Origin of the sequence: uncultured Campylobacter sp., from assembly GCF_938045625.1 — a bacterium.
Taxonomy (GTDB): Bacteria; Campylobacterota; Campylobacteria; order Campylobacterales; family Campylobacteraceae; genus Campylobacter_A.
Genome location: NZ_CALIAV010000102.1, coordinates 13,476 through 35,942, shown reverse-complemented (window position 1 = coordinate 35,942; position 22,467 = coordinate 13,476). Strand labels below are relative to the sequence as shown.

The following is a 22,467-nucleotide window of genomic DNA, read 5'->3' as shown; positions in this document are numbered from 1 at the left end:
AACTTTGATTTATCTTAAGCTGTAAATTTTGACGCCAAAGGTCGCGTCGATTTTTTCGGCATCCTTGCGCATTTTGATCGGAAAGTCGATTTTTACGATATTTTCGTAGCTTTGTAGCGCGTCCATAAACTCGTAAAATTTAGCAGGAGTTTTCATGGAGCCCATTACCGTTAGCTCATAGACCGAGATCTCACCGTTTTTTGCGGCCTCTTTTGGCTCGCTTAGATTTACGTTCATAAAGTACTTTGAGGCAAATTGAGTAAAATTCTCTACGTCAAATTTGTTTTCAAGAGCGTCTAACGCGGCTTTGTCGTTTTGCTTTATCTCGTTTAGTGCTTTTGATTTGGTGTCGTAGAGCCTTTGCGTTTGCGCACTTGCGGCGATTTGCATGCGACTTTCGTATTTGACCTGCTTGTATTCTTTGATACTCGGTACTAAAAAGCCAAATATCATCACAAGGCAAGCGACTATAAAAATGAGAATATAGATGAGTAATTTGGTAACGTCGATATTTTGTAGGCTTCTATCTTTACTCATTTTTACCCTCTAAGCTGTCGGTTTTATTTGTGCTGATGAAATTTAGCCAGCCGTTATCTAACTGATAAAAAGAGGTATTTGACGTGCTAAAAATCGACTTTAGCGGCGTGGCAAGTAACATATTGTAAATATCTCGGCTAGGCGTAGTGCCTTTTACGATAAGCGAGTTTTTATCCATCGTGATCTCGTGTAGCGTGATGCTTGAGGGGACAAGATCGAGTAGATTACGCAGGCTTTGTTTTAAGACGGCATTTGAGGCCGCTATCTCGTTTGCGCTATCTCTTCTTTGCTTTAAAAGCACGGTGAGCTCGTCGGCTTGCTTGATTTGCTCTTGCGTCTGCTCTTGTTTTTGTTTTGAAATTTGCGTTTCGTTTCGTAGCGAGTTGCTTTTAAACTCAACAAAGAAATTTGCCGCAGCAAAAAGCAACACTATCGTAGCGATAAAAAACAGCCAAATTTTACTAAAAAGGTTAAAAATCGGTTTTCTCTGAGGTTTTATAAAGCTATAACTAGTCATTTTCCAACTCTTTTTTCATTAGCTCGGTCATCGTTTTTAGCGTATCGACGGGATAAACGGCGGTTTTTACTAAGAGTTCGTTTTCTAGATAGTGTAAAAACGTAGCGCTCGTCCTCTCTGTAGCGTCGAAAATCACGACATTTTCGATAAAATCGCCGTCGTATAGAGGATTTGAATAAAATTCTTTAAGCGCCAGCGATATATACCGGTACATACTCATATCGCGCCCAAATATCGATACCGAGGCGGTTACATCGGTGGATTCTGGCATATTTATATCGTAGTCGAGGTCGGCAAACTCCTCTTGGCTATCGCCGGTCTTTAACATATCGTCTAAATTTTCTAGACCGTCCATGTTGTTAAAGCTTTCGTCTACATTCGTGATAAAATCATCTATCTCGTCGCTGTTTTCTTTATCAAATTCGACGTTCTCGTCGCCGTCGTCCTCATCTAGCTTACAAACCGTAGCGTATTTTGCGCCGTTACCCGATGTAATGCAGATGGCGAAAATTTCTTTGCAGGCATAAATAAAAAGCGTCTTTGCCGTAGATAATTTTTGTTTCTCGATCTCTTTTTGTATAAGTACTATGGGCGAATAAAGTACGTCTATGTCCGTATCACCAAATTTACTCTCGGCGGCTTTAACGTCTGAAAGTTTTGCATAGATCAGCCAATTTTTAGCGGGATTTATGCAAGCTATTTCCTTTGTTTTTATGCCTAGTTTTTCAAGATTTTCGGCGTTTTTAGCTTCAAACGCTCCTTGCTCGAGCGCATCAAAAAATAGCGAAATATAAACCCATTTATACTCTTTTTGTAGATTTTGTAAGTACTCTTTTATTCTTTCGGAAATTTTGCCGGACTCATCTAGGTCAAATTCATTTTTTATCGTTTTGATCGGAGTTGCACCCTTGTATGCCTCGCCGTAAAATATGCATTTTTTAGACTGGATAACGGCGCTAAGATATAAGACGCTAAAAAAACGACGTATCAGCAAAGATTTCTCCTAAAAATTACGATGCGCTATAATACCCAAAAAGCCATAAAATAGAGTTAAAACAGCTCTTTTTGTAGGGTTAAAAATTTATCTTTTATTCGTTTTGCTTCTTCTTGCAGGTCTGAGTCTGTCAAATTTGACGGTTTAAGCTCTGCATAGTCGCTCACGGCGATGTCGCACATCATGCGAATTTTATCTAAATTTACTTTGCTTACCTTGCCTGATTTGCTGATTTTTTGGATATTTTCTAAATATCCGTTTGAACGGGCGATGTAGAGAGCGTATTTTTGCGAGATCTCGCTTTGCACCATCACGGTGTGGGCTAGTTTGTTGTAAATGTCTTTATGGTAGGCTGATTTTGAGAGCTTATAGGCGGTTTCATAGTCGCCCGTCTCGTAGTAAAATTTGGCTCCAAGCGCGTTTTTGTAAGACGGACTAAGCGTAACAAATGAGACAAAAATAGCCGCCAAAAGCGCTCCGATAATTAAAATAACGGTCTTTGAGCTCATTTTTCCATCTCCTTTTTTATCTGCTCTCTTGCGGCTTCTAGCTTCATGCCTGTCACGCTAAAAGGCGGCGAGAGTGTATAAGAAATCTCGCTAAAAGGCTTTGGGATTATCATCTTATCCCAGCTTTTTAGTTGCCAAAATTTACTCGCTTCGTAGTTTAAAATTTGTATTTGCGCATTTTGCTTTTGCGCGATGACGACGGCTCCGTCGGCGACGCTGTGATACGGACCGCGCGGACCGTCCGGGGTGATGATGACGTCGGTGCCGCTTTTTAGCTCTCTAAAGCTTTGCGCGAGGGCTTTTACCGCGCCTTTTGAGCTACTGCCCCTGATCGCGCCGATACCGAAAAACGAAATCACGCGCGCGATGATCTCGCCGTCTTTGTGATCGCTTATTATGACTTTGGCGCGTCTTTGCGGATTTTGGCCGTTTTTCCACCAGTGTACGTAGGCAAAGCTCATCAGCGCAAGCCTGCCGTGCCAAAATAGCACGACGCAAGGTTCGTTCGTCAAATTTGTCTTAGAAAAGCTCTTTTTGCAGGTTAAAAATATAATCCAAATAAAAAAATAGATAATGCGCGGGGCTAAATTTATAAAAACGCTTCGTTTAAATTTAGCCCACAAGCTCACCGTAAAGCACCATTCTCTTTGGGTCGTTCACGCGCACTTTTAGCGTTTTGCCTAGCAGCTCTTCGCTACCTGCGACTTGAACGAGGAAGTTATTAAAGCTCCTGCCGGCGACGCTGCCGTTTGCGCGAAGCTCCTCAAAATATACGTCGAAAATTTTACCTTTTTGCGCTGCGACGATTTCGTCTAAAATTTCGTTATGGCGGCTTTGTAGGCGGGTTAGACGAGCGCTTGCGACGGCTTCGTCGATTTGATTTGTAAACTCCGCCGCTTTAGTCATCGGGCGAGGCGAATACTTAAAGCTAAAAATTTGCTCGAAGCGTACTTTTTCCAGCACATCCATCGTATCCTCAAACTCCTCGTCCGTTTCGCCTGGAAACGCCACGATAATGTCGGTTGAGATGCTAGCCTCAGGGCACATCGCGCGCAATCTGGCGGCCCTGTCTAAAAACCATTCCTTGGTGTAGCCGCGCTTCATCTCGCGCAGGACTTTGGTGTTTCCGCTTTGAAGCGGCATGTGCATGGATTTGCAAATTTTGGGATTTTGACTAAAGATTTCTAAAAATTTATCGTCCATATGGAGCGGATGAGGGCTGGTAAATCGTATGCGCTCGACGCCATCTATCTCGCTGATTTTTACGAGCAGGTCGCTAAAATCTATCTTCTCGTGCGCGCCTGAAAATCTTTTGCCGTAGTTGTTTACGTTTTGCCCGAGCAAGAAAATTTCCTTCGCTCCGCCCTCGGCCGCTTTTTTTACTTCGCGCAGGATCAAATTTGCCGGGATCGAGATCTCGTCGCCTCTGGTGTGCGGGACGATGCAGTAGGTGCATTTTTTATCGCAGCCGATCGAGATATTTATATGGCTTTTATACGGCGAGCCGCGAAATTCGCCGAATGCATACTCGCTCTCGTCGTGATTTATGTCGGTGCTGATAAATTTAGGCGTCTTAACGGCGGCTGAAATTTTACTGACGTTTCGCGCGCCCAGGACGAAATCCACGTAAGGCGCCCGCTTAAAAATTTCGCTTCCCAGATGGCTTGCCGTGCAGCCGCAAACTCCGATTTTAGCGCCCGCTTTTTTTACTTTTTCAAAGCCGCCGACCTCGCTAAAAAGCTTATGTACGGGCTTTTCGCGCACCGAGCAGGTGTTGATGAGGATGAGGTCGGCCTCGGAGATATCATCCGTTAGATCGTAGTTTTCCTTTTCTTTTAGTTCGGCGACGATATGCTCGCTGTCGCGGACGTTCATAGCGCATCCTAGCGTTTGGATAAATACCTTTTTGCTCAAAACTCGCCTTATAAAATATGCACTTCGTACATGTAGTCGTTTTCGTCTAGGCCGTAGCGAACGGTGCGGTGATAGACGCTAAGGCCTTTTTCTTCGAAAAATTCGACCAAAGCGATGAGTTGTTTGTGGCTGTTTTCTCTGTCGAAATAGAAAATTTGTTGCGGATCTTTAGCAAATGCCGCTTCGATTTTTTCAAGAGAGATCGTTTTTGGTTTGGCGTCAAGTTGCGTTCTAGCGAGTTTTAGCTCCATTTTTAATCCTTTGAAATCTTTAATTTAATCTGTGAATATAGCAAAAACATCTTAAAAAACGTATTAAACTTCTTAAAAGTATAAAGCTTGTATAATGCTCCTCTAACTCAAAAATTCCCCCAAATTTTAAATAATGGAGCAAAAATAATATGGAAAAAATAGCGGATATCATAGAATCTATCGCAAACGAAAAAGGGCTTGAAATCGAAGACGTAAAAGAGCGCGTCATAAGAGCCATTATCAACACCGCAAAGAAAATTTACGGAGAAAACTACGAATACGACGCGGTTATAGATAATGCGACCAAGACCCTTCATCTGTATCAAAAAATCACCGTCGTAGAGGATGGCGACGAGCGCTTGGCAGAGGATAACGAGCATTATCTCGGCGTAAGCGAAGCCAAAAAAGTGGACTCCGGCGTAGAGATCGGCGACGAGCTAACCTACGAGCTATCTACCGACAACCTCGGCCGCACCGCTGCACAAACGCTTCACAAGGAGCTTGAGTATCACATTCAGCGCCTTATGGAGGAAAAAATCTTTCAAAAATATCAAGATATGGTCGGACACATGGTTTTTGGCTCCGTCACGCGCGTGGATAGCGAGGAAAATACCTTCATCGAGATAGACGAGCTGCGAGCCGTGATGCCGCGCAAAAACCGCATAAAAGGCGAGAAATTTAAACCAGGCGACGTCGTAAAAGCGGTCATAAAAAGCGTATATATCGACAAATCTATGGGTATCAAGGTCGAGCTAAGCCGCACGTCGCCAAAATTCCTCGAAGCTCTGCTAAAAGCCGAAGTGCCCGAGATCAAAGACGGCCTCGTGCTGATCGCCGCAAGCGCTAGAATCCCGGGTGAACGCGCTAAAGTTGCACTCGTGGCAACTTCGCCAAACGTCGATCCCGTGGGCGCGACCGTGGGCACCAAAGGCGTGCGCATAAACGCCGTCACAAAGGAGTTAAACGGCGAAAATATCGACGCGATCGAGTATTCCGCAGAGCCTGCGATCCTTATCACCCGTGCGATGGCACCAGCGATCATCAGCTCAGTTAAAATCGGCGAGGACGGTAAAGCCGTCGTGAGCCTAGTAACCGAGCAAAAGAGCAAGGCTATCGGCAAAAGCGGCATAAATATCAGGCTAGCTAGCATGCTAACGGGCCACGAGATCGAACTAAACGAGCTTGGCGCTAGAGGCGAAAGCAAAGACGAAAACGCGAAGGATCTAAAAGCGCTGTTTGGCGATCTGTAGCCAAATTCGAGCCCTTTGGTCGCATGCGTTTGGGGCGGTAAATTTAGGGCGTAGCAACAGGTCAAATTTGAGTAAATAAATCTAGCTCAAATTTGACCTGTTGCGCGCTAAAATTTGTCGCTTTTTATTTTTTACTTTAATGTGTTAAATTTGTCTGTATTCATAACCTTATAAAACGAAAGAAACCAGCGAGTAGTGAAATTTCAAGGCGGCGAGTAACCGCCAAATTTTAGGTTATTTATTTTTAGTAGAGCGGTACATCGGGTGCTGATAGTCGTTCCTCTCGCAGCCCGTAGCTAAAAGTGCAAACATCAAAACAAGCGCACTTAATATAACTTTTCTCATTTTCTCCCTTTTTTGCATTTCGTTTCCGCGCGATTATAGCAAATTTCGCCAAATTACCAAAATCTATGCGAGCAAATTTGGCGGAATTTGGGCGGAGCTATTTTGCGTCAAATTTGTCGCCGTTCAGTGAGAGTCAAAAAGTGCGTGTGTCAAATTTTCTAGCTCGCTTTCCGTCCTTGCTCGACTAGCGCCAGTGCACGATAAATTCGCATTCGCAGGCAAATTTGCTAGCCAAAGTTTATCCCGCCCAGCGACTCGTTTCGCGACGCCTCGAGTCATAATATATTAAATTTTTATCCAAAAAAAAGTAGAATATCTTAATTTTAAATTTAAGGAAAAATCCGTGTTGCAAGCATTAGCGCTTAGATATAGACCGCGAAATTTTAGCGAGCTCGTAGGCCAGGAGGCCGTCAGCACCAGCCTCACGCACGCTTTGGACGAGAGCCGCCTCACCCACGCCTACCTTTTTTCGGGGCTTCGCGGTAGCGGCAAGACCTCGAGCGCGAGGATATTTTCAAAGGCACTGGTTTGCGATCACGGCCCTACTAGCCAGCCATGCGAGCAGTGCGCCAACTGTATCGCCGCAAACGAAGGTCGCCACATCGACATCATCGAGATGGACGCGGCCAGTCACCGCGGTATCGACGATATAAAGGGGCTTATCGAGCAGACCAAGTACGCTCCTGCGATCGCGCGCTTTAAGATTTTTATCATCGACGAGGTGCATATGCTCTCCACGCCCGCGTTTAACGCGCTGCTAAAGACGCTTGAGGAGCCGCCGCCCTACGTCAAATTTATCCTAGCCACGACCGATCCGCTCAAGCTCCCAGCCACGGTGCTATCGCGCACGCAGCATTTTAGATTTCGCCAGATCTCGCGCCCGGACGTCGTCTCGCATCTTGATTTTATCCTAAACCGCGAAAACGTCCCGCACGAAAAAGAGGCCCTCGAGATCCTCGCTCGTAGCGGCGCGGGCTCGTTGCGCGACACTCTCACGCTGCTAGATCAGGCCATCATCTATGCTAGGGGCGAGCTAACGCAAAGCGCCGTCGCGCAGATGCTAGGACTCCTTGATCCACAGCGCATAGAGGAGATTTTATCGCTCGTTATGAGCGGCGACAAATCAGCCGTGAGCGCGGCGGTAGCGCAGCTGGAGAGCTACGACGCCGAGATGGTGATAGATGAGATAACGGCAAATCTAAAAGCAAATTTCCTCGCGCAAAGCCCGAAATACTCGCTGCTTTTATACGAGAGATTTTTTAGGATCCTCTCGCAGGCGCGCTCGATGCTAAGCGTCACCAGCGACGGTGGATTCGTGCTTGGCGTGATGCTTTTTATGATGATCGAGGCGATAAATCTAAAATCGATCGATGAGATGATAGCCGTGGACGCGAGGGAAAAATTTGCGGATTCGCAAGGTCGCGCGGCTGATTTTGGCGGCTCCCGCGCGGCGCCAAATTTTGCTAGCGGACGAGGCGAAGCGGCTAAATTTGCGGCTCCTGCACAGACGGGGCAAATTTCAGCCTCTACTGACGGGTTAAATTTGACGGGTGCAAACGGGGCTAAACTCGCCTCGCAAAACGGCGCGGCTCAGGGGCAAAATTTGAGCGCTCAGACTCTAGCCGGCTCGGCAAATTTAAATGCCAAGACGCCGCAGGAGATGGACGGCCAAACCGGCGACTCGAAAACTCAAAATCCGGCCTACGAAGCGTTTTTAGCCAAAATTTACGACCGCAGCTTTGATCTTGGCGAGTGTTTTAAAAACTGCATCGAGTTTTTGGAGTTTTCAGACGGCTGCATGAGCCTAGCCTCAAGCGCGGCTGGCGACGATCAGAAGCGGCTTCGCGATGGATCGAAAGTGATTTTGCAGATTTTGCGCAGCCTTTTTGGCGAGAGCGCAAAGATAAAGATAACTCCCAGGCAAAGCCCCGAAGTAGGGGCGCAAGAGCAAAAGGGCGCGGCAAATTTGGATGACGAGCGCGGCGGTGCAGCAAAATCTGAGGCCGATGAGGCGACGTCAAACCAGGCTGGCTCCAAATTTGACTCGGACGACGCGCAAGAAAATTTAAGCCAAAACGACCAAGTGCAAGAGCCCGAGCCCTCAAATTTGACAGGGAATTTATTTTCGGACGGTAGCGAGAAGGGGACGGCTACGCCCTCGGAGCAAAATTTAGATGCCAAATTTGAAAGCGGCGAGCAGGGTGATCAAGTGGAAAATTTGACGCAGCAAACGCAAACGGATATAAATGACGCAGCTCCGAGTGCGCAAACCAATAGCGGCTCGCCTATGGGCGAAACCGAGCCCTTAAATTTAAACGAAAACGAGTCAAATTTGACGCAAAACTCGCAGACGGATTTAAATCATCCGGCCGAGCCTAAATTTGCGCCCGATTTTGAGAGCATGCGCGACGACACGCACGATTTTCACGAGGCATATTCGCTAAAATTTAAGAGCGATGACGGCACCCTAGCAGGGGCGGATATAGCGTTTTTAGATGATGAGCTAAGACGACTAGAGAGTCAAAACTCCGCAAAAATGGAGCAAAAACCAAGCAGCGCCGCTAAATTTAACCAAAACCACGCGCCGCAAACGGCTGCCTTTGGCGAGCCGCCGTTTGATCCTGATGACGTGAGCGAGATGTTTAGCGAAGCGGCCGAGTATGACGACGGCCTTTTTGAGCAAGATACAAGCGAGCCTGTAAGCGCGGCTGTAAGGCAAAATTTAGATACGGCAAATTTAAGCGGCGACGAGTTTCAAAACGAAGAAAATTTTGAAGGCTCGTCCTCAAGCGAAGCAAATTTGAATGCTCAAAATCCTGCGCCAAATTTGGCCGCAAAAACCCAAACCGACCCCAAAGCCGCAAAAAATCAAGCGGTTTTAAAAGAAGCCAAACGACTATTTGGAGAGCCTGAAATTTTAGAAATTTGAGGCGTTTAATTTATCTCGTTAAATTTGCATACCGTTTTGCTATTTTTGGCAGGGTGCGACCGTCAAAGCGTGGAACAATGGCCTAAATGCCGATCAGAAAAAACGCCTTGAGCGCGAGCTAAAAATAGGCGTGAGTTTGGGCGAAACTACGCCGATGTTAGCTCAAAGAATATCGCAGGCTTTACAAAAAAATAAACGCGATGCCACGGCGATAGCATTAACCGGAGCGGGTGCGATAGTAAGCGAGATCCGTCAAGCATTTTTTGAGGCAAACGCGGACGTCATAAAATGCTACAAATACCAAGCCACGCTAGATACTCGCACGTCTGAGCTATGTAGAGCTTACGACGGCCTAACGTGGGATAAAGACTACAAACCTATCGGACACGAATTCCCGTTTCGCAAACCGCGCGTAAATACTCATTTTAATTGCCGCAGCACCATAATACCCGTAACTAAAAGCTGGGATGAGCTAGGCGTCGAGGGGATGGACGAAGCGTCCAAAGGAACAAGGTCGTCTATGAACGGCTACGTGCCGCAGGATATGACGTTTAACGACTGGCTAAAAACCCAAAGCCCCGAAACGATAGAAAAGACGCTGGGCAAAGGCAGAGCCGAGCTATTTATGCAAGGCAAGATCACTATGCGGGATTTGATAACACAGCAGGGACGGAGCGTAAATTTAAGTGATTTAAGCAGTTTAGGCGCTAGGACTAGAGCGAGCAATAAATTAAAATCTATGTTTGCGGATGTGGATTTCACAAAAGCCGGATACAGACCACCGTTAAAAGAGCCGCTAACCCTAGCCACGCTAAGCACGCACACAGCAAACAAACTAAAGGCGCAAGGCATAGAAACAAACGGGAAACTAAAGGTAGCAACACAAAGAGAGCTACTGCACGGAATGAGGCTAAAAAAGATAAAAGACGGCAATGCGTTAAGCGCGGAGCAGTTTTTTGATATGCCGTTAAATTTGACCGAGGATAATTTATATTACGGCAAGGACGAAATGGGCAATGATACGATAAATTTCTTTTGGGAAAGCGATAACGAGTTGTGTTATGCGTATTTTACTAAAAAGGGCATATTGCAAACTTATGGGAAAACGAAAGCGCAGACGGTAAAAAGATACAAAGCGATAAAAGGGAGTCGAACCCAATCATAACGAGGCTTACGCCTCCTCCTCTGACCCACTGAGGCATTATCGCTCTGATACTCTTATTATACCATATTTTTACCAAACCAACCCCGTTTAAAATTTAAGCTACTATTCTATCAAAGGCAGTGCCTTAAATTTAACTCTTGTGGAGGACGAAATGACGATTGAGTAGCTAGAAAAGCAAGTCAGTGATTTGCAAGCCGAAAAAGAAGCGATGAATGCTAAAAACAAAGAGCTTTTAGGCTAGGTAAAAAACTAAAAGCGAAAAAACGCTGATGATTGCTTATGCCCGCAAAGAGGCGGACAGCAAAAGATAAAAGCAAATTTGAAAAGCCGCATTAAATTTTGGCGCTCAAATAGCCGTCGCTGGAATAAATTTAAGCGGCGACGGTTTGTAAATTTATAAAATTTAGAGTATTTTAAAGTAGGTCGGCGAGCCGAAACGACTCGCGCGAAAGATTAAGCGGCGGTAAATTTAGGCCGAAAAATGCGTAAATTTATGACTCGTTTAGTATCGAAAGAAGCTCTTTGTTATCCTTGGTTTTTAGCATCTTAGCGTATAAAAACTTAAGCGCCTCTACGTCGTCCATTGTTGCGATCGCCGAGCGGATAGCCCAGATCTTTTGCAGTTCGTCGGGTTTTTGTAGTAGCTCCTCTTTTCTGGTGCCTGATTTTAGTACGTTGATGGCCGGGTAAATACGGCGGTCGGAGATATTGCGATCAAGGACGATCTCGCTGTTGCCCGTGCCTTTAAACTCCTCAAAAATTACCTCGTCCATACGCGAGCCCGTGTCGATGAGCGCAGTGGCGATGATGGTGAGGCTGCCGCCGTGTTCGATGTTTCGCGCTGCGCCGAAAAAGCGTTTCGGCTTGTGCAAGGCGTTTGCGTCCACGCCGCCGGTTAGTACCTTGCCGCTTGGCGGAGTTACGGTGTTATACGCGCGCGCTAGGCGGGTAATGCTATCTAGCAGGATGATGACGTCCTTGCCCATTTCTACGAGGCGCTTGGCTTTTTCGATGACGAGTTCGGCGACGCGCACGTGGTTCATCGCAGGCAGGTCAAAAGTCGAGCTAAACACTTCGCCCTTTACGCAGCGCTGCATATCGGTGACCTCCTCGGGGCGCTCGTCCACGAGTAGCACCATGAGATGAGACTCGGGGTGGTTGCGTGCGATGCCGTGGGCTAGCTCTTTCATGAGCTCTGTTTTACCGCTTCTTGGAGGGGCGACGATGAGGCCGCGCTGACCCTTGCCAAGAGGGGTAAAGAGATCGAGCACGCGGCCTGTTAGCTTCATCGGATCATACTCGAGGCGAAGTTTTTCTGTCGGGAAAAGCGGAGTTAGGTTGTCAAATAGCGGGCGCTCCTTAGCCTCGATTAGCGGCATATAGTTTAGCGCTTCGATTTTTAGCAGGGCGTAGTATTTTTCCTGATCTTTTGGCTCGCGTACTTGGCCCGTCACAATATCGCCCACGCGCAGCGCAAATTTGCGAATTTGAGAGTTTGAGACGTAGGCGTCGTTTGAGCTGTCGCTGAGGTTTGCGTCTACCGAGCGCAAAAAGCCGTAGCCCTCGCTCGTGATCTCTAAAATACCCGTAAAAAGTATAAATCCGCCTTGTTTTGTTTGGGTTTTTAGGATCTCAAATATCAAATCTTGTCTGCGAAATTCGCGCGGATTCTCGACGCCTACGCTGTTTGCGATAGCTATGAGCTCCTCTAGGCTAAGAGTTCTTAGCTCTTCGATCTTGTGTCCGTCGACGGGGATGTGGGTGCGCGAGTTTTGGTGTTTTTTCGTGGTTTTTTGACTTTCCTGCGCGGAATTTGCAGGCTGGGTCGCGTTATTTTCCATTGTGTCCTCTTTAAAATTACGGAATAATTTTGTAGATAAATTTAAGTTTCAAAAGAAGTTTTTGAAAGTCGCATTTTATAAAATTTTGGCTTTGATGTCAAGAAGTGATATAATCTCACCAAAAACGAAAAGGAATCTCAAAATGATGGATTTTAAAGACGGCAAGCGCGAAAAAACGATCATAAAAACCGCGCTTATCGGCATAGTTACAAATTTTTTCTTAGCCGCGGCGAAAATTTTTATCGCCATGGTCTCAAACTCGGTTGCTCTGATATCAGACGCCGTAAATAACCTTAGCGACGCTGGCTCAAGTATCATCACGATATTTGGCTCAAAGCTAGCTAGCAAGATGCCCGACGAAGACCACCCCTACGGCTACGGCAGGACCGAGTATATCGGTGGTCTTATAGTCTCGGTCATCGTGCTGATGCTGGGATTTCAGTTTTTAAAAACTTCGGTCGAAAATATTTTTGCGCCCGAGCCTACAAGCTTTACGATACCGTTTTTGGCGTTTTTGTTTTGCGCGATATTCGTCAAATTTGCGCTTGGCTTTTACTACAAAAAGATCGGCAAACAGACCAAATCTATCTCGCTAAAAGCCGTAGGACAGGAGGCTCTGGGCGATGCGATCATCTCGTGCGTGATCCTCGTCTCTGCTGCGCTGTCATACTTCGCCGACATTCAGATAGACGGCTACGCGGGCGCCTTGGCATCGCTTTTTATTATCATAAACGGCGTACTTTTGATAAAAGAAACCTTTGATAAAATCATCGGCCAGCGCGTCGAAAAGGAGATCAGCGACGAAATTTACGCCGCCGTAAATCGCTGCGAGATCGTGCGCGGCGCATACGACCTGATACTTCACAACTACGGCGCGCAGCGATACGTCGGCTCGGTAAACGTCGAGATAGACGAGCATTTGCCCCTTAGCGAGGTTTCGCAGAGGCTAAACGAGCTTCAGATTAAGATTTATAAAATTTACAGGATTTACCTGGTTTTTGGCGTTTATAGCGTAAATTTGGGTCAGGACGAGAGTCGCGCCTGCGTGGCAAATCTGCTCTCGGAGTTTAGCAGCGTGCGCGGGTTTCACGCGTTTTTCATCGATAGCAAGAAAAAGAGCGTGAGGTTTGACGTAGTGGTCGATTTTGCCGAGAAAAATCTAAGCCGTCTGCGCGCCGAGATAGAGCGCGAAGTAGCGTTAAGCTTTCCGGGGTATAAAATTTTCATCGTGATAGATAGGGAGTTTGCATGAGAGCGGTCGGTTTTATTTCGTTAAATTTGAGCTTAAAATTTAACTGGCATTTGAAAGGTGCGGGTTTTGGCTAAATCTGATCAAATTTATGGTTACGTCTATGCGTGAGCAAAATCTGTCAAATTTGCCGTCAAATTCGGACGCAATCAAAATCCACGCCAAAGCTTGCAAAATCAAGCGAAGCTTTAGAAATTTTTCGTATAATCTAAAATCTTAAAAACGAAAGAAAAAAGTAACCGATGGGCAAATTTAAGTGCGCGCATTGCAGGGGCGAATTTGAGCGCGAGGCGCTGATAGAGCGCGGCGAGGAGCTGTTTTGCTGCGAGGGGTGCGCGGGAGTTTACGAGATACTTAACGCAAGCGGGCTGGGCGAGTTTTACGAAAGGCTTGGCAAAACTACGCTAAATCCCGTCCTAAGCGCGAAAAACGCGGCGCAAAAGTCGCAAGAGGACCTCTCGGCTATTTATCAAAACTACGTTAAAAACGAGAACGGATTTAACAAAATCTCGCTCATCATCGAGGGTATCCACTGCTCGGCTTGTATCTGGCTAAACGAGAAGGTTTTATTTGCACAGAAGGGAATTTTAGAGGTAAATATAAACTCGGTTAATAACAAAGCCCTCATCGTCTGGGACGAAAAAGAGATAAATTTGGCCCAAATTTTTGCCCTCATCCGCTCCATCGGCTTTGAGCCCTACCCATACGACGCGCAGGCCCAGGAGCACAGGCTCGCTCTGCAAAAGCGCGAGTTTTACGCGAGGCTGCTGGTGGGCATTTTTTGCACGATGAACATCATGTGGCTGGCCGTCGCGCAGTACGGCGGCTACTTCACGGGCATGCGCGCCGACGTGCGCTCTATCATAAATTTCGCCGAATTTATCCTCGCTACGCCGGTGCTTTTTTATACGGGAAGCGGGTTTTTTAGGGGCGCTTGGGCGGCACTAAAAAACAAAACGCAAAATATGGATAGCCTTATCGTTACTGGCACGCTTGCGGCTTATATTTTCTCGGTCTATGCGATGTTTTCTAGGCGCGGCGAGACGTATTTCGACTCGGTTGCGATGATAATCACTTTCGTATTTATCGGCAAATATCTGGAAATCATGAGCAAGAAAAAGGCTGCCGACACGCTCGATAATCTAAACTCGTTAAATTTAAACTCAGTTAGCGTCAAAAATGGCGATGAGATAACGCTAAAAAGCGTGCAGGAGGTGCGTGTGGGCGAACTCGTAGTCGTGCGCGTGGGCGAACGCGTGCTGCTAGACGGCATCGTCGTCAGCGGCTCGGCGAGCTTTGATCTCTCTAGCCTTAGCGGCGAGAGCGCGCCCGCGTATCTTAGCGCAAAAGAGGGCGAAAACGAGATAAAAAGCGGCTCTGTGTGCATGGACGGCACGCTGGTTTATGAGGTCGGCGCCGTGTTTAGCGAGTCGGTGCTGGCGCGTATCATAAATCTGCTCGAAACCGCCGCAGCCAAAAAGCCGCGTATTCAGGCGCTCGCAGACGCTATCGCGGCTAGGTTTTCGGCCGCTATCATGGCGCTGGCTCTAGCTACGTTTGCGTTTTGGTTCTGGCGCACTGGCGAGCTCTCCGCCGCGCTCATCGTCGCGATCTCGGTCGTAGTGATCTCGTGTCCCTGCGCGCTAGGGCTTGCGACGCCTGTTAGTACGCTCATTGCGCTTGGGGTGGGCTTTGGGCGCGGGATACTTTTTAAAGAAGCGCGTATCATCGAAAGTTTAGCCAAGTGCGATACGGCCGTGTTTGACAAGACCGGCACGCTTACCTCGGGGCGACTTAAGGTGAGTAAATTTACGCACTCGGGCAAATTTGACGCAAGCGCGCTTTTTTCGCTAGTTAGCGGCTCTACTCATCCCGTTAGCCGCGCCGTTGGCGAGTACCTGCGCGCAAATTTTAAGGATTTAAAACTTTTAGAGTTAAGCGGCTTTGAAAACATCGCAGCACGCGGCACGCAGGCTAAATTTGATGGCAAAAAGCTAGCGGGTGGTAGCGAAAAATTTATGCGCGAGCTAGGGCTTTATAACGGCGAAGCCGTGCGCGGCACTAGCTATTTTTTTGCCGTGGACGGCGAGGTTTTAGCTGTATTTGAGCTAGAAGAGAGCCTAAAAGAGGGCGCCAAAGAGTGTATAGACGCGCTAAAAAACGCCAAAATGCGCGTAGCGATGCTAACGGGCGATAACGAATACGCCGCAAAGCGCGTAGCAGAGGGGCTTGGCGTGGGCGAAACGGTCGCGAACGCGATGCCAACGGACAAGGCCGCCTACGTGGAGCGGCTGGCGAATCAGGGCCGAAACGTGCTGATGATAGGCGACGGGATCAACGACGCCGCCGCGCTCGCGCTATCAAGCGTGGCCGTGTGCATGGGTAGCGGAGCGGCCGTGAGTATCGAAAAAAGCGACGTAGTACTGATGAGAGACGACCCTGCCTCGCTCGCGGCTGCCGTAGCGCTCGCACGTAAAACATACCGCATCGTGCGGCAAAATTTGGCCTTTTCGCTCGTCTATAACGCCGTGACGATACCGCTGGCGATGGCCGGCTACGTCGCGCCCGCCGTGGCTGCGCTATCGATGTCGCTAAGTTCGGTTGCAGTCGTGTTAAACGCGATGCGGGCTAGGAGCGAGCGATGAGCGGGGCGGTCGTGGCGATGATGATCGGGGTTTCTACGCTGCTTGGCGCGTGCGGGCTGGCGGCGCTACTGTGGGGGCTAAAGACCAGGCAGTTTGACGACGAGCGCAAATTTTTGGACGGAACTAAATTTGACGACGAGGACGCGCTAAACGATGCCTATGAGCTAGAGCTGCGCCGTAAAGAAAAGGGGTATAAGTCGCCGGATTGAGGTTTAAATTAAATTTATGGCAAATTTTTCGAGACTTTGCCGCTAAAATTTGGTTATTTTGGGTTATAAAATTTGCCGCAAAATTTGATTTTTAGCGTGGGCGGGATTTGGGGTAAATTTGCGTTTTTAAATTTGACGGGGCGTATTTTTACGGCAAATTTAAGCGGTAATTTTCAATCCTGGGTAAGACTCGGCGTGAAATTTGACGAGCTACGCGGGCGCGTCGCTGCGCAGCGCGGGTAAATTCGGGCAAAATCGGGCGTTTTTGTATTCGCCGCGGTTATTAAAATTTCGTAGGCGGCGGGTTAAATTTCCCGTCGCGCTTAAAATTTCGGATTTTACGCAGCGGTCGTTAAATTTAAGTCAATGCGGCTTTACGTATCGGTTTTAGATATAGTCGTAATGCCGTAAATCTCGGCACCACCAACTTTTTTGCGGGTCGCTTCGGCGGACTTTTGATTTTAATATGCTTTTTAGCGAAATTTCGCCGTATATATTTTGAGGTATTGCCTACGATGCGCTCTTATTCGTGCTTGCGATTATCGACGGCTAGTGCGCGGACGGGGCGAATTCGCGCCTAAAGCCTTTGCCCGCAAATGAGCGGGGCGGCGAAAATTTTATCCTTTTGTAAGAATCCCTTCGTAAATTTACTCGCTCTAACGATATTTTTGCGGCCGCTTGACGCACCGGCCGGGTATGCCGCCTGTTTGGAGTTTAGGCGGCTTGGAGCCGTTTAAATTTAATCGCTGTAATCACCGAACGGGCATGGCTTGGTTCTAAAATTTTGTCTTCTTACTTGCAAAAGCTTCGCTCTCACAAGCCTCTTAATCTATTTTTAGTTTTTTAACGATATTATTCCGCAAAATTTAACAAAGGAAACAACATAAAAACGCTAATTATCTTATCGCACCCAAATCTCGCCATATCGCGCGTAAACAAAGCCTTATCGCAGGTAGCAAAGGCTACCGCGGACGCTAAGGTGCGCCATTTGGAGGGGCTTTACGGCCTAGATATTACGCGCATTGACGCCCGCGCAGAGCAAGACGCGCTAGCGGGTGCCGAGCGCATCGTGTTTTTGTACCCGATGTACTGGCTAAACGTGCCGCCTATGCTAAAAGCCTATATCGACATCGTCTTTTCGCACGAGTTGGTGGGATCTGGCACGCTTAAGGGCAAGGTCTTGCAGCTTGCGCTAAGCGTTAGTACTCCTCTTGGCGAATACTCTAAACAAGGTGCTATCGGCTTTAGCTTGGATGAGATTTTAACGCCGCTTAAGATCACGGCAAACTACTGCGGGATGGACTTTGCCGTGCCGTTTATCAGCAGCGGATTTGAGCCTGGAGAGTTTGGCGACGATGCCGTAGATGCCGCAGCCGCGCGCTTTGGCAAACTTTTACGAGGAGAGCTAAGTCCTAACGAGTATCAAATTTAGTTTTGCCCCTTGCGGCTATGAGCCAAAGTTACGATAGCGGCGGTACGGGCGGCTTTATAACCGATGAAAGCGCGGCGTTTTGGAGTTAAATTTATATCCGCTCGTAAAGCAAAAACTAAGCATATCCAAGCCGCACCTTAAATTTAGAATCACAAATCGTAGTATTAATTTTACATCGTCTCCGAGGCAAATTTGACTTATCGGAGACGCTAAATTTTGCTTCGTCGCCGCTAATATGCAAATTTAAAAGCCAAATCCGTTAATACCTTGCGCAAGGTTTAGGCCGCTTTGCGGTTCTTGCTTAGCCTGCGATGTTAAACGCAAACTTATTTTAAGCCCTCTATATACTCGCTAACAGCCGCCATATCCTCGTCGCTTAGGTTTTTGGCGTGCAGCTGCATGACTTTGCCCATACCGAAGGCGTTGTTTGAGCCGTCTTTGTATCCTTGTAGCGCTTTTATGCGGTCTTCTTTGCTGATGCTAGTTAGCGCAGGTACTTTGTTTGCGTATTTTGCGTCTGCTTTTTCGCCGTGACAGGCCGAGCATTTTTTGTAAATGGCTTCGCCGCTAGCCGCAAATAGAGATAAATTTAGCGCCAAAACGGCGGTAGCGATGTGATATATTTTCATTTTTCGTCCTTGTTGATAGAAATTTAGACGAGATTATAGTCTTAAAAAGTTAAAATTAAAATTATAAAAAAGTTGCAAAAATGAAGCGTCAAAGAGAGAAAAATCGGCGGAAAACTCCGCCGAAGGGACTATTTTAGAGTAGGGATGTACTCTGAAAGAGCGGCGATATCCTCGTCGCTAAGACCTTTTGCTAGAGGTTTCATCATTGCAGAAGACTTAAATTTATCTAGGCTGCCATCCTTGTAACCTTTTAAAGCTTCAGCGATCTCTTCTTTAGAAAGAGACGAAAGCGCAGGAACTTTGTTTAGATACATTTTTTCGGCTTTGGCTCCGTGACAGGCTTTGCATTTGTTGTAAAGGGTCGCGCCGTCAGCGGCAAATAGGCTACCCGCTAGCAATGCGGCTGCACCTGAAACAATGATAAGCTTTTTCATTTTCAATCCTTTTTGATAAAATTGCAGGCGTATTATAGTCTTAAAAGCTAAATTTTACATTATTTTTTTATATTAGTTATATTAGTTTATACTGCGGCGCTGGCGGCGATTTTCGGTTAAATTTAGATTTTTTTTGTATAATTTTCGCCATGGATAAAACAAAGCTTAAAATGCAGCCGCAAAAGGCGCTATTTCTTGATCGCGACGGCGTGATAAACGAGGATGCGGGCTATGTTTATAGACGCGAGGACTTCGTTTTTAAAGAGGGTATTTTCGCTGCTTTGAGAGAGTTTGCCAAGGCTGGCTACGCGCTAGTCGTGGTGACGAATCAATCAGGCATCGGGCGAGGCTACTACACGCTAGAGCAGTTTGACGAGCTTTGCAAATTTATGCTGGGCGAGTTTGAAAAAGAGGGCGTAAAGATAGAAAAAATTTACTTTTGCCCGCACGCTCCGGAAGCTGATTGCTTTTGCCGTAAACCAAAGCCAGGCATGCTGATAAAAGCCGCAAACGAGCTAAACATCGACCTTGCGCGCTCAATCATGATAGGCGACAAGGATAGCGACGTGCAGGCGGGGCAGAGTGCCGGCGTCGGGATAAATTTAAAGCTGGACGACCGGCTAAAAAGCGTGGCTGAGGCGCTGGAGTTTTTAAAAAAAGAAGGAAAAATATGAAAGATATAAAAAGGGTCGTGATAACTGGCGCAGCGGGCTTCATCGGCTCAAATTTGGCGCATTATTTTGACGAAAATTTAAAAGACGTAGAAGTGCTCGCCGTGGATAAATTTAGAAGCGACGAGAAATTTAGCAACGGCAATCTAAAAAGCTTCGGGCATTTTAAAAATTTGCTCGGCTTTTCGGGCGAAATTTACGAGGGCGACATAAACTGCGCTAAAACGCTAGCCATGATCGAAAAATTTGCCCCCGACGCGATATTTCACGAGGCGGCGATCTCTGATACCACGGTAACCGAGCAAGGCGAGCTAATAAGGACTAATCTAAATAGCTTTAAAGACCTGCTAGATATCTGCGAAAAAACGGGCGCGCGCATGATATACGCAAGTTCGGGCGCCACATACGGCAACGCAAAAAGCCCGCAAAGAGTCGGCGAATGCGAAGCGCCAAATAACGTCTACGGCTTTTCAAAGCTAAAAATGGACGATCTGGGCCAAAAATATGCTAAAAGAGGCGTAGCGGTCGTGGGGCTGAGATACTTTAACGTCTATGGTGCTAGGGAGTTTTATAAAAACAAAACCGCCTCGATGGTGCTGCAGTTCGGTCTGCAAATTTTGAGCGGGAAAAATCCGCGCCTCTTTGATGGTAGCGACAAAATCAAGCGCGACTTCGTCTATATAAAAGACATCGTGCAGGCAAACCTGCTCGCCCTAAACGCTGCTAGCGGCGTGTATAACGCGGCTACGGGCACGGCAAGAAGCTTCCAAGAGATCGTAGATATCTTGCAACGCGAGCTGGGGTCAAATTTACCTTGCGAATACATCCCAAATCCATACGCGCGCTCCTATCAGTTCCATACGCAAGCAGACATCGAGCCGACTAAAAAGGCGCTGGGATACGAGCCTAAATTTAGCCTGGAAGAGGGCATAAAAGACTACGCGGCCGAGATAAAAAGGATATACGAGGAAGAGATAAATGCGTGAAGTACGTGCTTTGGTCGCGGGCGATCTGATGCTCGATCACTATATCTGGGGTAGCTGCGAGCGTATCTCGCCCGAAGCTCCCGTGCAAGTGGTAAAGATAAAAAACGAAACCAAACGCCTAGGCGGAGCGGGCAACGTGGTGCTAAATTTGCTTTCATTAGGCGCTAAAGTAGGCGTCATGAGCGTACTCGGAGACGATGAGACGGGCGACGAGATCGAGCGGATATTGTGCGAGCAGGGCGCTAGGGCTGAGTTTATAAAAAGAGAAAAAGGACGCACAAGCTCGATAAAAAGCCGCGTGATGGCGACGCATCAGCAAGTCGTGCGCATAGATAAAGAAAGCGTCGAAGCCGTAACCTGCGAGGACGAGCTGGCGGCAAATTTCGCCCGCGCGCTAGAGAGCTACGACGTCGCGCTGCTATCTGACTACGGCAAGGGCGTGCTGACGCCGTCGCTGTGCCAAAAACTCATAAAGGCATGTGCGGATGCGGGCAAACCCGTGCTAATCGATCCAAAAGGCGCGGACTACTCGAAATATAAGGGCGCTACGCTACTAACGCCAAATAAAAAAGAAGCGGGCGAGGCTGTGGGTTTTAAAATAGAAAACGACGAGCAGCTTTTTACGGCGCTAAATTTACTAAAAAACGAGCTAAATTTGACCCATTCGCTGATCACGATCTCGGAGGAAGGCATCGCGCTTTTAGAGGACGGGCGGGCGGTAAAATTTCCCGCTCTGGCAAAAGAGGTCTTTGACGTCACGGGCGCGGGAGATACGGTGCTAGCGACGCTGGGCGTGATGCTGGGTGCGGGCGAAGGTATCAAAAAGGCGATCGAGACGGCAAATTTAGCCGCCGCAGTCGTCGTGGCTAAGGTCGGCTCGGCGACCGCAAGCTTTGAGGAGATAAACGAACTAGTACGCCGTAAAAACGCGGCCGGCTTCGAGGAGAAAATCAAAAGCGCGGACGAACTGGCTGCGACGCTGGCAAACCGCGGCGAAAAACGGCTGGTTTTTACAAACGGCTGCTTTGATATCCTGCACGCTGGGCACGTGAGCTATCTAGCTAAGGCGCGGGAATTTGGCGATATACTAGTCGTCGGGCTAAACTCCGACGCCTCGGTGCGCACGCTAAAGGGCGACACTCGCCCCGTAAATTCGCAGGCTGATCGCGCTACCGTGCTGGCGGCGCTTGGGGCGGTTGATTACGTGACGATATTTGATGAGCTCACGCCTCTAAATTTGATCGAAAAGCTGCGTCCGGATGTGCTCGTAAAGGGCGCGGACTACGAAGGTAAAGAAGTCGTCGGCAGCAGCGTCGTAAAAGACGTGCGGCTAGTGGAGTTTGTAGCGGGCAAAAGCACGAGCGCGACGATAAAAAGGATAAAAAATGAAGACTGAAGAGATGATAAAAAGCGAACTAGAGGGACATCTAGCGACGATAAAGGCGACGTTTGCGCTGGAAGCTGACATCAAAAAAGCCTGCGAAACGGCGGTAGCGACGCTAAAGGCGGGCGGTAAAATTTTACTTTGCGGAAACGGCGGAAGTGCTGCAGACGCGCAGCACATCGCAGCCGAGCTAACGGGCCGCTATAAAACCGAGCGCGGCGCACTAGCTGGCATAGCTCTAACGACCGATACTTCCGCACTCACGGCGATCGGCAACGACTACGGATATGAGTTTGTTTTCTCGCGTCAGCTGGAGGCTCTGGGCCGCGAGGGCGATCTGCTCATAGCGATCTCTACTAGCGGAAACAGCGGCAACGTCGTAAAAGCGCTCGAGCTCGCGCGAAAAATCGGTATCAAGACGATCGGACTAAGCGGCCGCACGGGAGGCGCAATGAACGAGCTTTGCGAGCTAAATTTGGTCGTACCGTCAAACGATACGCCGCGCATCCAAGAGATGCATATCATGATAGGGCATATCATCTGCCAAGCTATCGACGATGCGTTTTAGGCTAAATT

21 protein-coding genes and 1 tRNA gene are annotated in these 22,467 nt (G+C 47.8%); 11 read left to right on the top strand and 11 right to left on the bottom strand.

The window, feature by feature from the left end; genetic code table 11:
• Window positions 1–9: 9 nt before the first annotated feature.
• From Q0386_RS09735 to Q0386_RS09705, 7 genes are read right to left on the bottom strand one after another with little or no spacing between them, the layout of a single operon-like run.
• Window positions 10–537: a hypothetical protein gene (locus Q0386_RS09735; RefSeq protein ID WP_299030315.1), complete on the bottom strand. Its 528-nt coding sequence runs from the start codon at window positions 535–537 to the stop codon at window positions 10–12.
• Window positions 530–1,054: a hypothetical protein gene (locus Q0386_RS09730; protein WP_299030312.1), complete on the bottom strand. Its 525-nt coding sequence runs from the start codon at window positions 1,052–1,054 to the stop codon at window positions 530–532. Before Q0386_RS09730 ends, Q0386_RS09735 begins: the two co-directional genes overlap by 8 nt.
• Window positions 1,047–2,048: a hypothetical protein gene (locus Q0386_RS09725; protein ID WP_299030309.1), complete on the bottom strand. Its 1,002-nt coding sequence runs from the start codon at window positions 2,046–2,048 to the stop codon at window positions 1,047–1,049. Before Q0386_RS09725 ends, Q0386_RS09730 begins: the two co-directional genes overlap by 8 nt.
• Window positions 2,049–2,104: 56 nt before the next feature.
• Entirely contained in the window at window positions 2,105–2,557 is a 453-nt protein-coding gene (locus Q0386_RS09720; protein ID WP_299030307.1) for a hypothetical protein, read from the bottom strand.
• Window positions 2,554–3,180, bottom strand: coding sequence for a lysophospholipid acyltransferase family protein (locus Q0386_RS09715; protein WP_367272407.1), 627 nt, complete (start codon window positions 3,178–3,180; stop codon window positions 2,554–2,556). Before Q0386_RS09715 ends, Q0386_RS09720 begins: the two co-directional genes overlap by 4 nt.
• A complete protein-coding gene (miaB, locus tag Q0386_RS09710) occupies window positions 3,170–4,483 on the bottom strand; it encodes a tRNA (N6-isopentenyl adenosine(37)-C2)-methylthiotransferase MiaB (protein ID WP_299030420.1) in 1,314 nt (437 codons plus the stop codon). Before miaB ends, Q0386_RS09715 begins: the two co-directional genes overlap by 11 nt.
• Entirely contained in the window at window positions 4,480–4,722 is a 243-nt protein-coding gene (locus Q0386_RS09705) for an HP0268 family nuclease (protein ID WP_122873392.1), read from the bottom strand. Before Q0386_RS09705 ends, miaB begins: the two co-directional genes overlap by 4 nt.
• A gap of 149 nt (window positions 4,723–4,871) precedes the next feature.
• Between Q0386_RS09705 and nusA the strand changes: the two genes are divergently transcribed.
• From nusA to Q0386_RS09690, 3 genes are all read left to right on the top strand, one after another.
• Window positions 4,872–5,972: a transcription termination factor NusA gene (nusA, locus tag Q0386_RS09700; RefSeq protein WP_299030301.1), complete on the top strand. Its 1,101-nt coding sequence runs from the start codon at window positions 4,872–4,874 to the stop codon at window positions 5,970–5,972.
• Between the two features lie 691 nt (window positions 5,973–6,663).
• The gene (locus Q0386_RS09695; protein WP_299030417.1) at window positions 6,664–9,246 is read left to right on the top strand and encodes a DNA polymerase III subunit gamma/tau; all 2,583 of its coding nucleotides are present in this window, start codon (window positions 6,664–6,666) and stop codon (window positions 9,244–9,246) included.
• A gap of 22 nt (window positions 9,247–9,268) precedes the next feature.
• Entirely contained in the window at window positions 9,269–10,411 is a 1,143-nt protein-coding gene (locus Q0386_RS09690) for a minor capsid protein (RefSeq protein ID WP_367272405.1), read from the top strand.
• On the opposite strand, the gene Q0386_RS09685 is transcribed toward Q0386_RS09690, so the two are convergent.
• Window positions 10,381–10,454 (bottom strand) — tRNA-OTHER (locus Q0386_RS09685). The genes Q0386_RS09690 and Q0386_RS09685 overlap by 31 nt on opposite strands.
• A gap of 448 nt (window positions 10,455–10,902) precedes the next feature.
• Window positions 10,903–12,252 carry a transcription termination factor Rho gene (gene rho / locus Q0386_RS09680; protein ID WP_299030298.1) on the bottom strand — a complete coding sequence of 450 codons (1,350 nt, stop codon included), beginning with the start codon at window positions 12,250–12,252 and terminating at the stop codon, window positions 10,903–10,905.
• Between the two features lie 142 nt (window positions 12,253–12,394).
• Between rho and Q0386_RS09675 the strand changes: the two genes are divergently transcribed.
• The 4 genes from Q0386_RS09675 to Q0386_RS09660 all read left to right on the top strand — a co-directional run bounded on the left by Q0386_RS09675 (window position 12,395) and on the right by Q0386_RS09660 (window position 17,787).
• Window positions 12,395–13,504, top strand: coding sequence for a cation diffusion facilitator family transporter (locus Q0386_RS09675; RefSeq protein WP_299030295.1), 1,110 nt, complete (start codon window positions 12,395–12,397; stop codon window positions 13,502–13,504).
• 239 nt (window positions 13,505–13,743) lie between these two features.
• The gene (locus Q0386_RS09670; protein ID WP_299030292.1) at window positions 13,744–16,146 is read left to right on the top strand and encodes a heavy metal translocating P-type ATPase; all 2,403 of its coding nucleotides are present in this window, start codon (window positions 13,744–13,746) and stop codon (window positions 16,144–16,146) included.
• Window positions 16,143–16,355: a cbb3-type cytochrome oxidase assembly protein CcoS gene (gene ccoS, locus Q0386_RS09665; protein ID WP_299030289.1), complete on the top strand. Its 213-nt coding sequence runs from the start codon at window positions 16,143–16,145 to the stop codon at window positions 16,353–16,355. Before Q0386_RS09670 ends, ccoS begins: the two co-directional genes overlap by 4 nt.
• A gap of 883 nt (window positions 16,356–17,238) precedes the next feature.
• Complete coding sequence (locus Q0386_RS09660; RefSeq protein WP_299030411.1) at window positions 17,239–17,787, top strand: NAD(P)H-dependent oxidoreductase; 549 nt, start codon at window positions 17,239–17,241, stop codon at window positions 17,785–17,787.
• Window positions 17,788–18,113: 326 nt separating this feature from the next.
• Here Q0386_RS09660 and Q0386_RS09655 read toward each other — a convergent pair whose 3' ends face one another.
• Window positions 18,114–18,416 (bottom strand): c-type cytochrome, encoded by a 303-nt coding sequence (locus Q0386_RS09655; RefSeq protein WP_299030286.1) that lies wholly within the window; start codon window positions 18,414–18,416, stop codon window positions 18,114–18,116.
• Window positions 18,417–18,544: 128 nt separating this feature from the next.
• Window positions 18,545–18,850 (bottom strand): c-type cytochrome, encoded by a 306-nt coding sequence (locus tag Q0386_RS09650; protein WP_299030283.1) that lies wholly within the window; start codon window positions 18,848–18,850, stop codon window positions 18,545–18,547.
• 170 nt (window positions 18,851–19,020) lie between these two features.
• On the opposite strand from Q0386_RS09650, the gene gmhB reads away from it, so the two are divergent.
• The 4 genes from gmhB to gmhA are packed head-to-tail and all read left to right on the top strand — an operon-like array spanning window position 19,021 to window position 22,459.
• Window positions 19,021–19,524, top strand: coding sequence for a D-glycero-beta-D-manno-heptose 1,7-bisphosphate 7-phosphatase (gene gmhB / locus Q0386_RS09645; RefSeq protein WP_299030280.1), 504 nt, complete (start codon window positions 19,021–19,023; stop codon window positions 19,522–19,524).
• Window positions 19,521–20,507 carry an ADP-glyceromanno-heptose 6-epimerase gene (rfaD, locus tag Q0386_RS09640; RefSeq protein ID WP_299030277.1) on the top strand — a complete coding sequence of 329 codons (987 nt, stop codon included), beginning with the start codon at window positions 19,521–19,523 and terminating at the stop codon, window positions 20,505–20,507. The genes gmhB and rfaD overlap by 4 nt, the downstream gene beginning before the upstream one ends.
• Entirely contained in the window at window positions 20,500–21,903 is a 1,404-nt protein-coding gene (gene rfaE1 / locus Q0386_RS09635; RefSeq protein ID WP_299030274.1) for a D-glycero-beta-D-manno-heptose-7-phosphate kinase, read from the top strand. The genes rfaD and rfaE1 overlap by 8 nt, the downstream gene beginning before the upstream one ends.
• Complete coding sequence (gene gmhA, locus Q0386_RS09630) at window positions 21,893–22,459, top strand: D-sedoheptulose 7-phosphate isomerase (protein WP_299030271.1); 567 nt, start codon at window positions 21,893–21,895, stop codon at window positions 22,457–22,459. Before rfaE1 ends, gmhA begins: the two co-directional genes overlap by 11 nt.
• Window positions 22,460–22,467: the final 8 nt, after the last annotated feature.

Coding starts and splice junctions, on each gene's coding strand:
- Q0386_RS09735 (WP_299030315.1), bottom strand. CDS start 537: ATGAGTAAAGATAGAAGCCTACAAAATATCGACGTTACCAAATTACTC.
- Q0386_RS09720 (WP_299030307.1), bottom strand. CDS start 2,557: ATGAGCTCAAAGACCGTTATTTTAATTATCGGAGCGCTTTTGGCGGCT.
- Q0386_RS09670 (WP_299030292.1), top strand. CDS start 13,744: ATGGGCAAATTTAAGTGCGCGCATTGCAGGGGCGAATTTGAGCGCGAG.
- Q0386_RS09705 (WP_122873392.1), bottom strand. CDS start 4,722: ATGGAGCTAAAACTCGCTAGAACGCAACTTGACGCCAAACCAAAAACG.
- Q0386_RS09675 (WP_299030295.1), top strand. CDS start 12,395: ATGATGGATTTTAAAGACGGCAAGCGCGAAAAAACGATCATAAAAACC.
- nusA (WP_299030301.1), top strand. CDS start 4,872: ATGGAAAAAATAGCGGATATCATAGAATCTATCGCAAACGAAAAAGGG.
- gmhA (WP_299030271.1), top strand. CDS start 21,893: ATGAAGACTGAAGAGATGATAAAAAGCGAACTAGAGGGACATCTAGCG.
- Q0386_RS09655 (WP_299030286.1), bottom strand. CDS start 18,416: ATGAAAATATATCACATCGCTACCGCCGTTTTGGCGCTAAATTTATCT.
- Q0386_RS09650 (WP_299030283.1), bottom strand. CDS start 18,850: ATGAAAAAGCTTATCATTGTTTCAGGTGCAGCCGCATTGCTAGCGGGT.
- rfaD (WP_299030277.1), top strand. CDS start 19,521: ATGAAAGATATAAAAAGGGTCGTGATAACTGGCGCAGCGGGCTTCATC.
- ccoS (WP_299030289.1), top strand. CDS start 16,143: ATGAGCGGGGCGGTCGTGGCGATGATGATCGGGGTTTCTACGCTGCTT.
- gmhB (WP_299030280.1), top strand. CDS start 19,021: ATGCAGCCGCAAAAGGCGCTATTTCTTGATCGCGACGGCGTGATAAAC.
- rho (WP_299030298.1), bottom strand. CDS start 12,252: ATGGAAAATAACGCGACCCAGCCTGCAAATTCCGCGCAGGAAAGTCAA.
- rfaE1 (WP_299030274.1), top strand. CDS start 20,500: ATGCGTGAAGTACGTGCTTTGGTCGCGGGCGATCTGATGCTCGATCAC.
- Q0386_RS09730 (WP_299030312.1), bottom strand. CDS start 1,054: ATGACTAGTTATAGCTTTATAAAACCTCAGAGAAAACCGATTTTTAAC.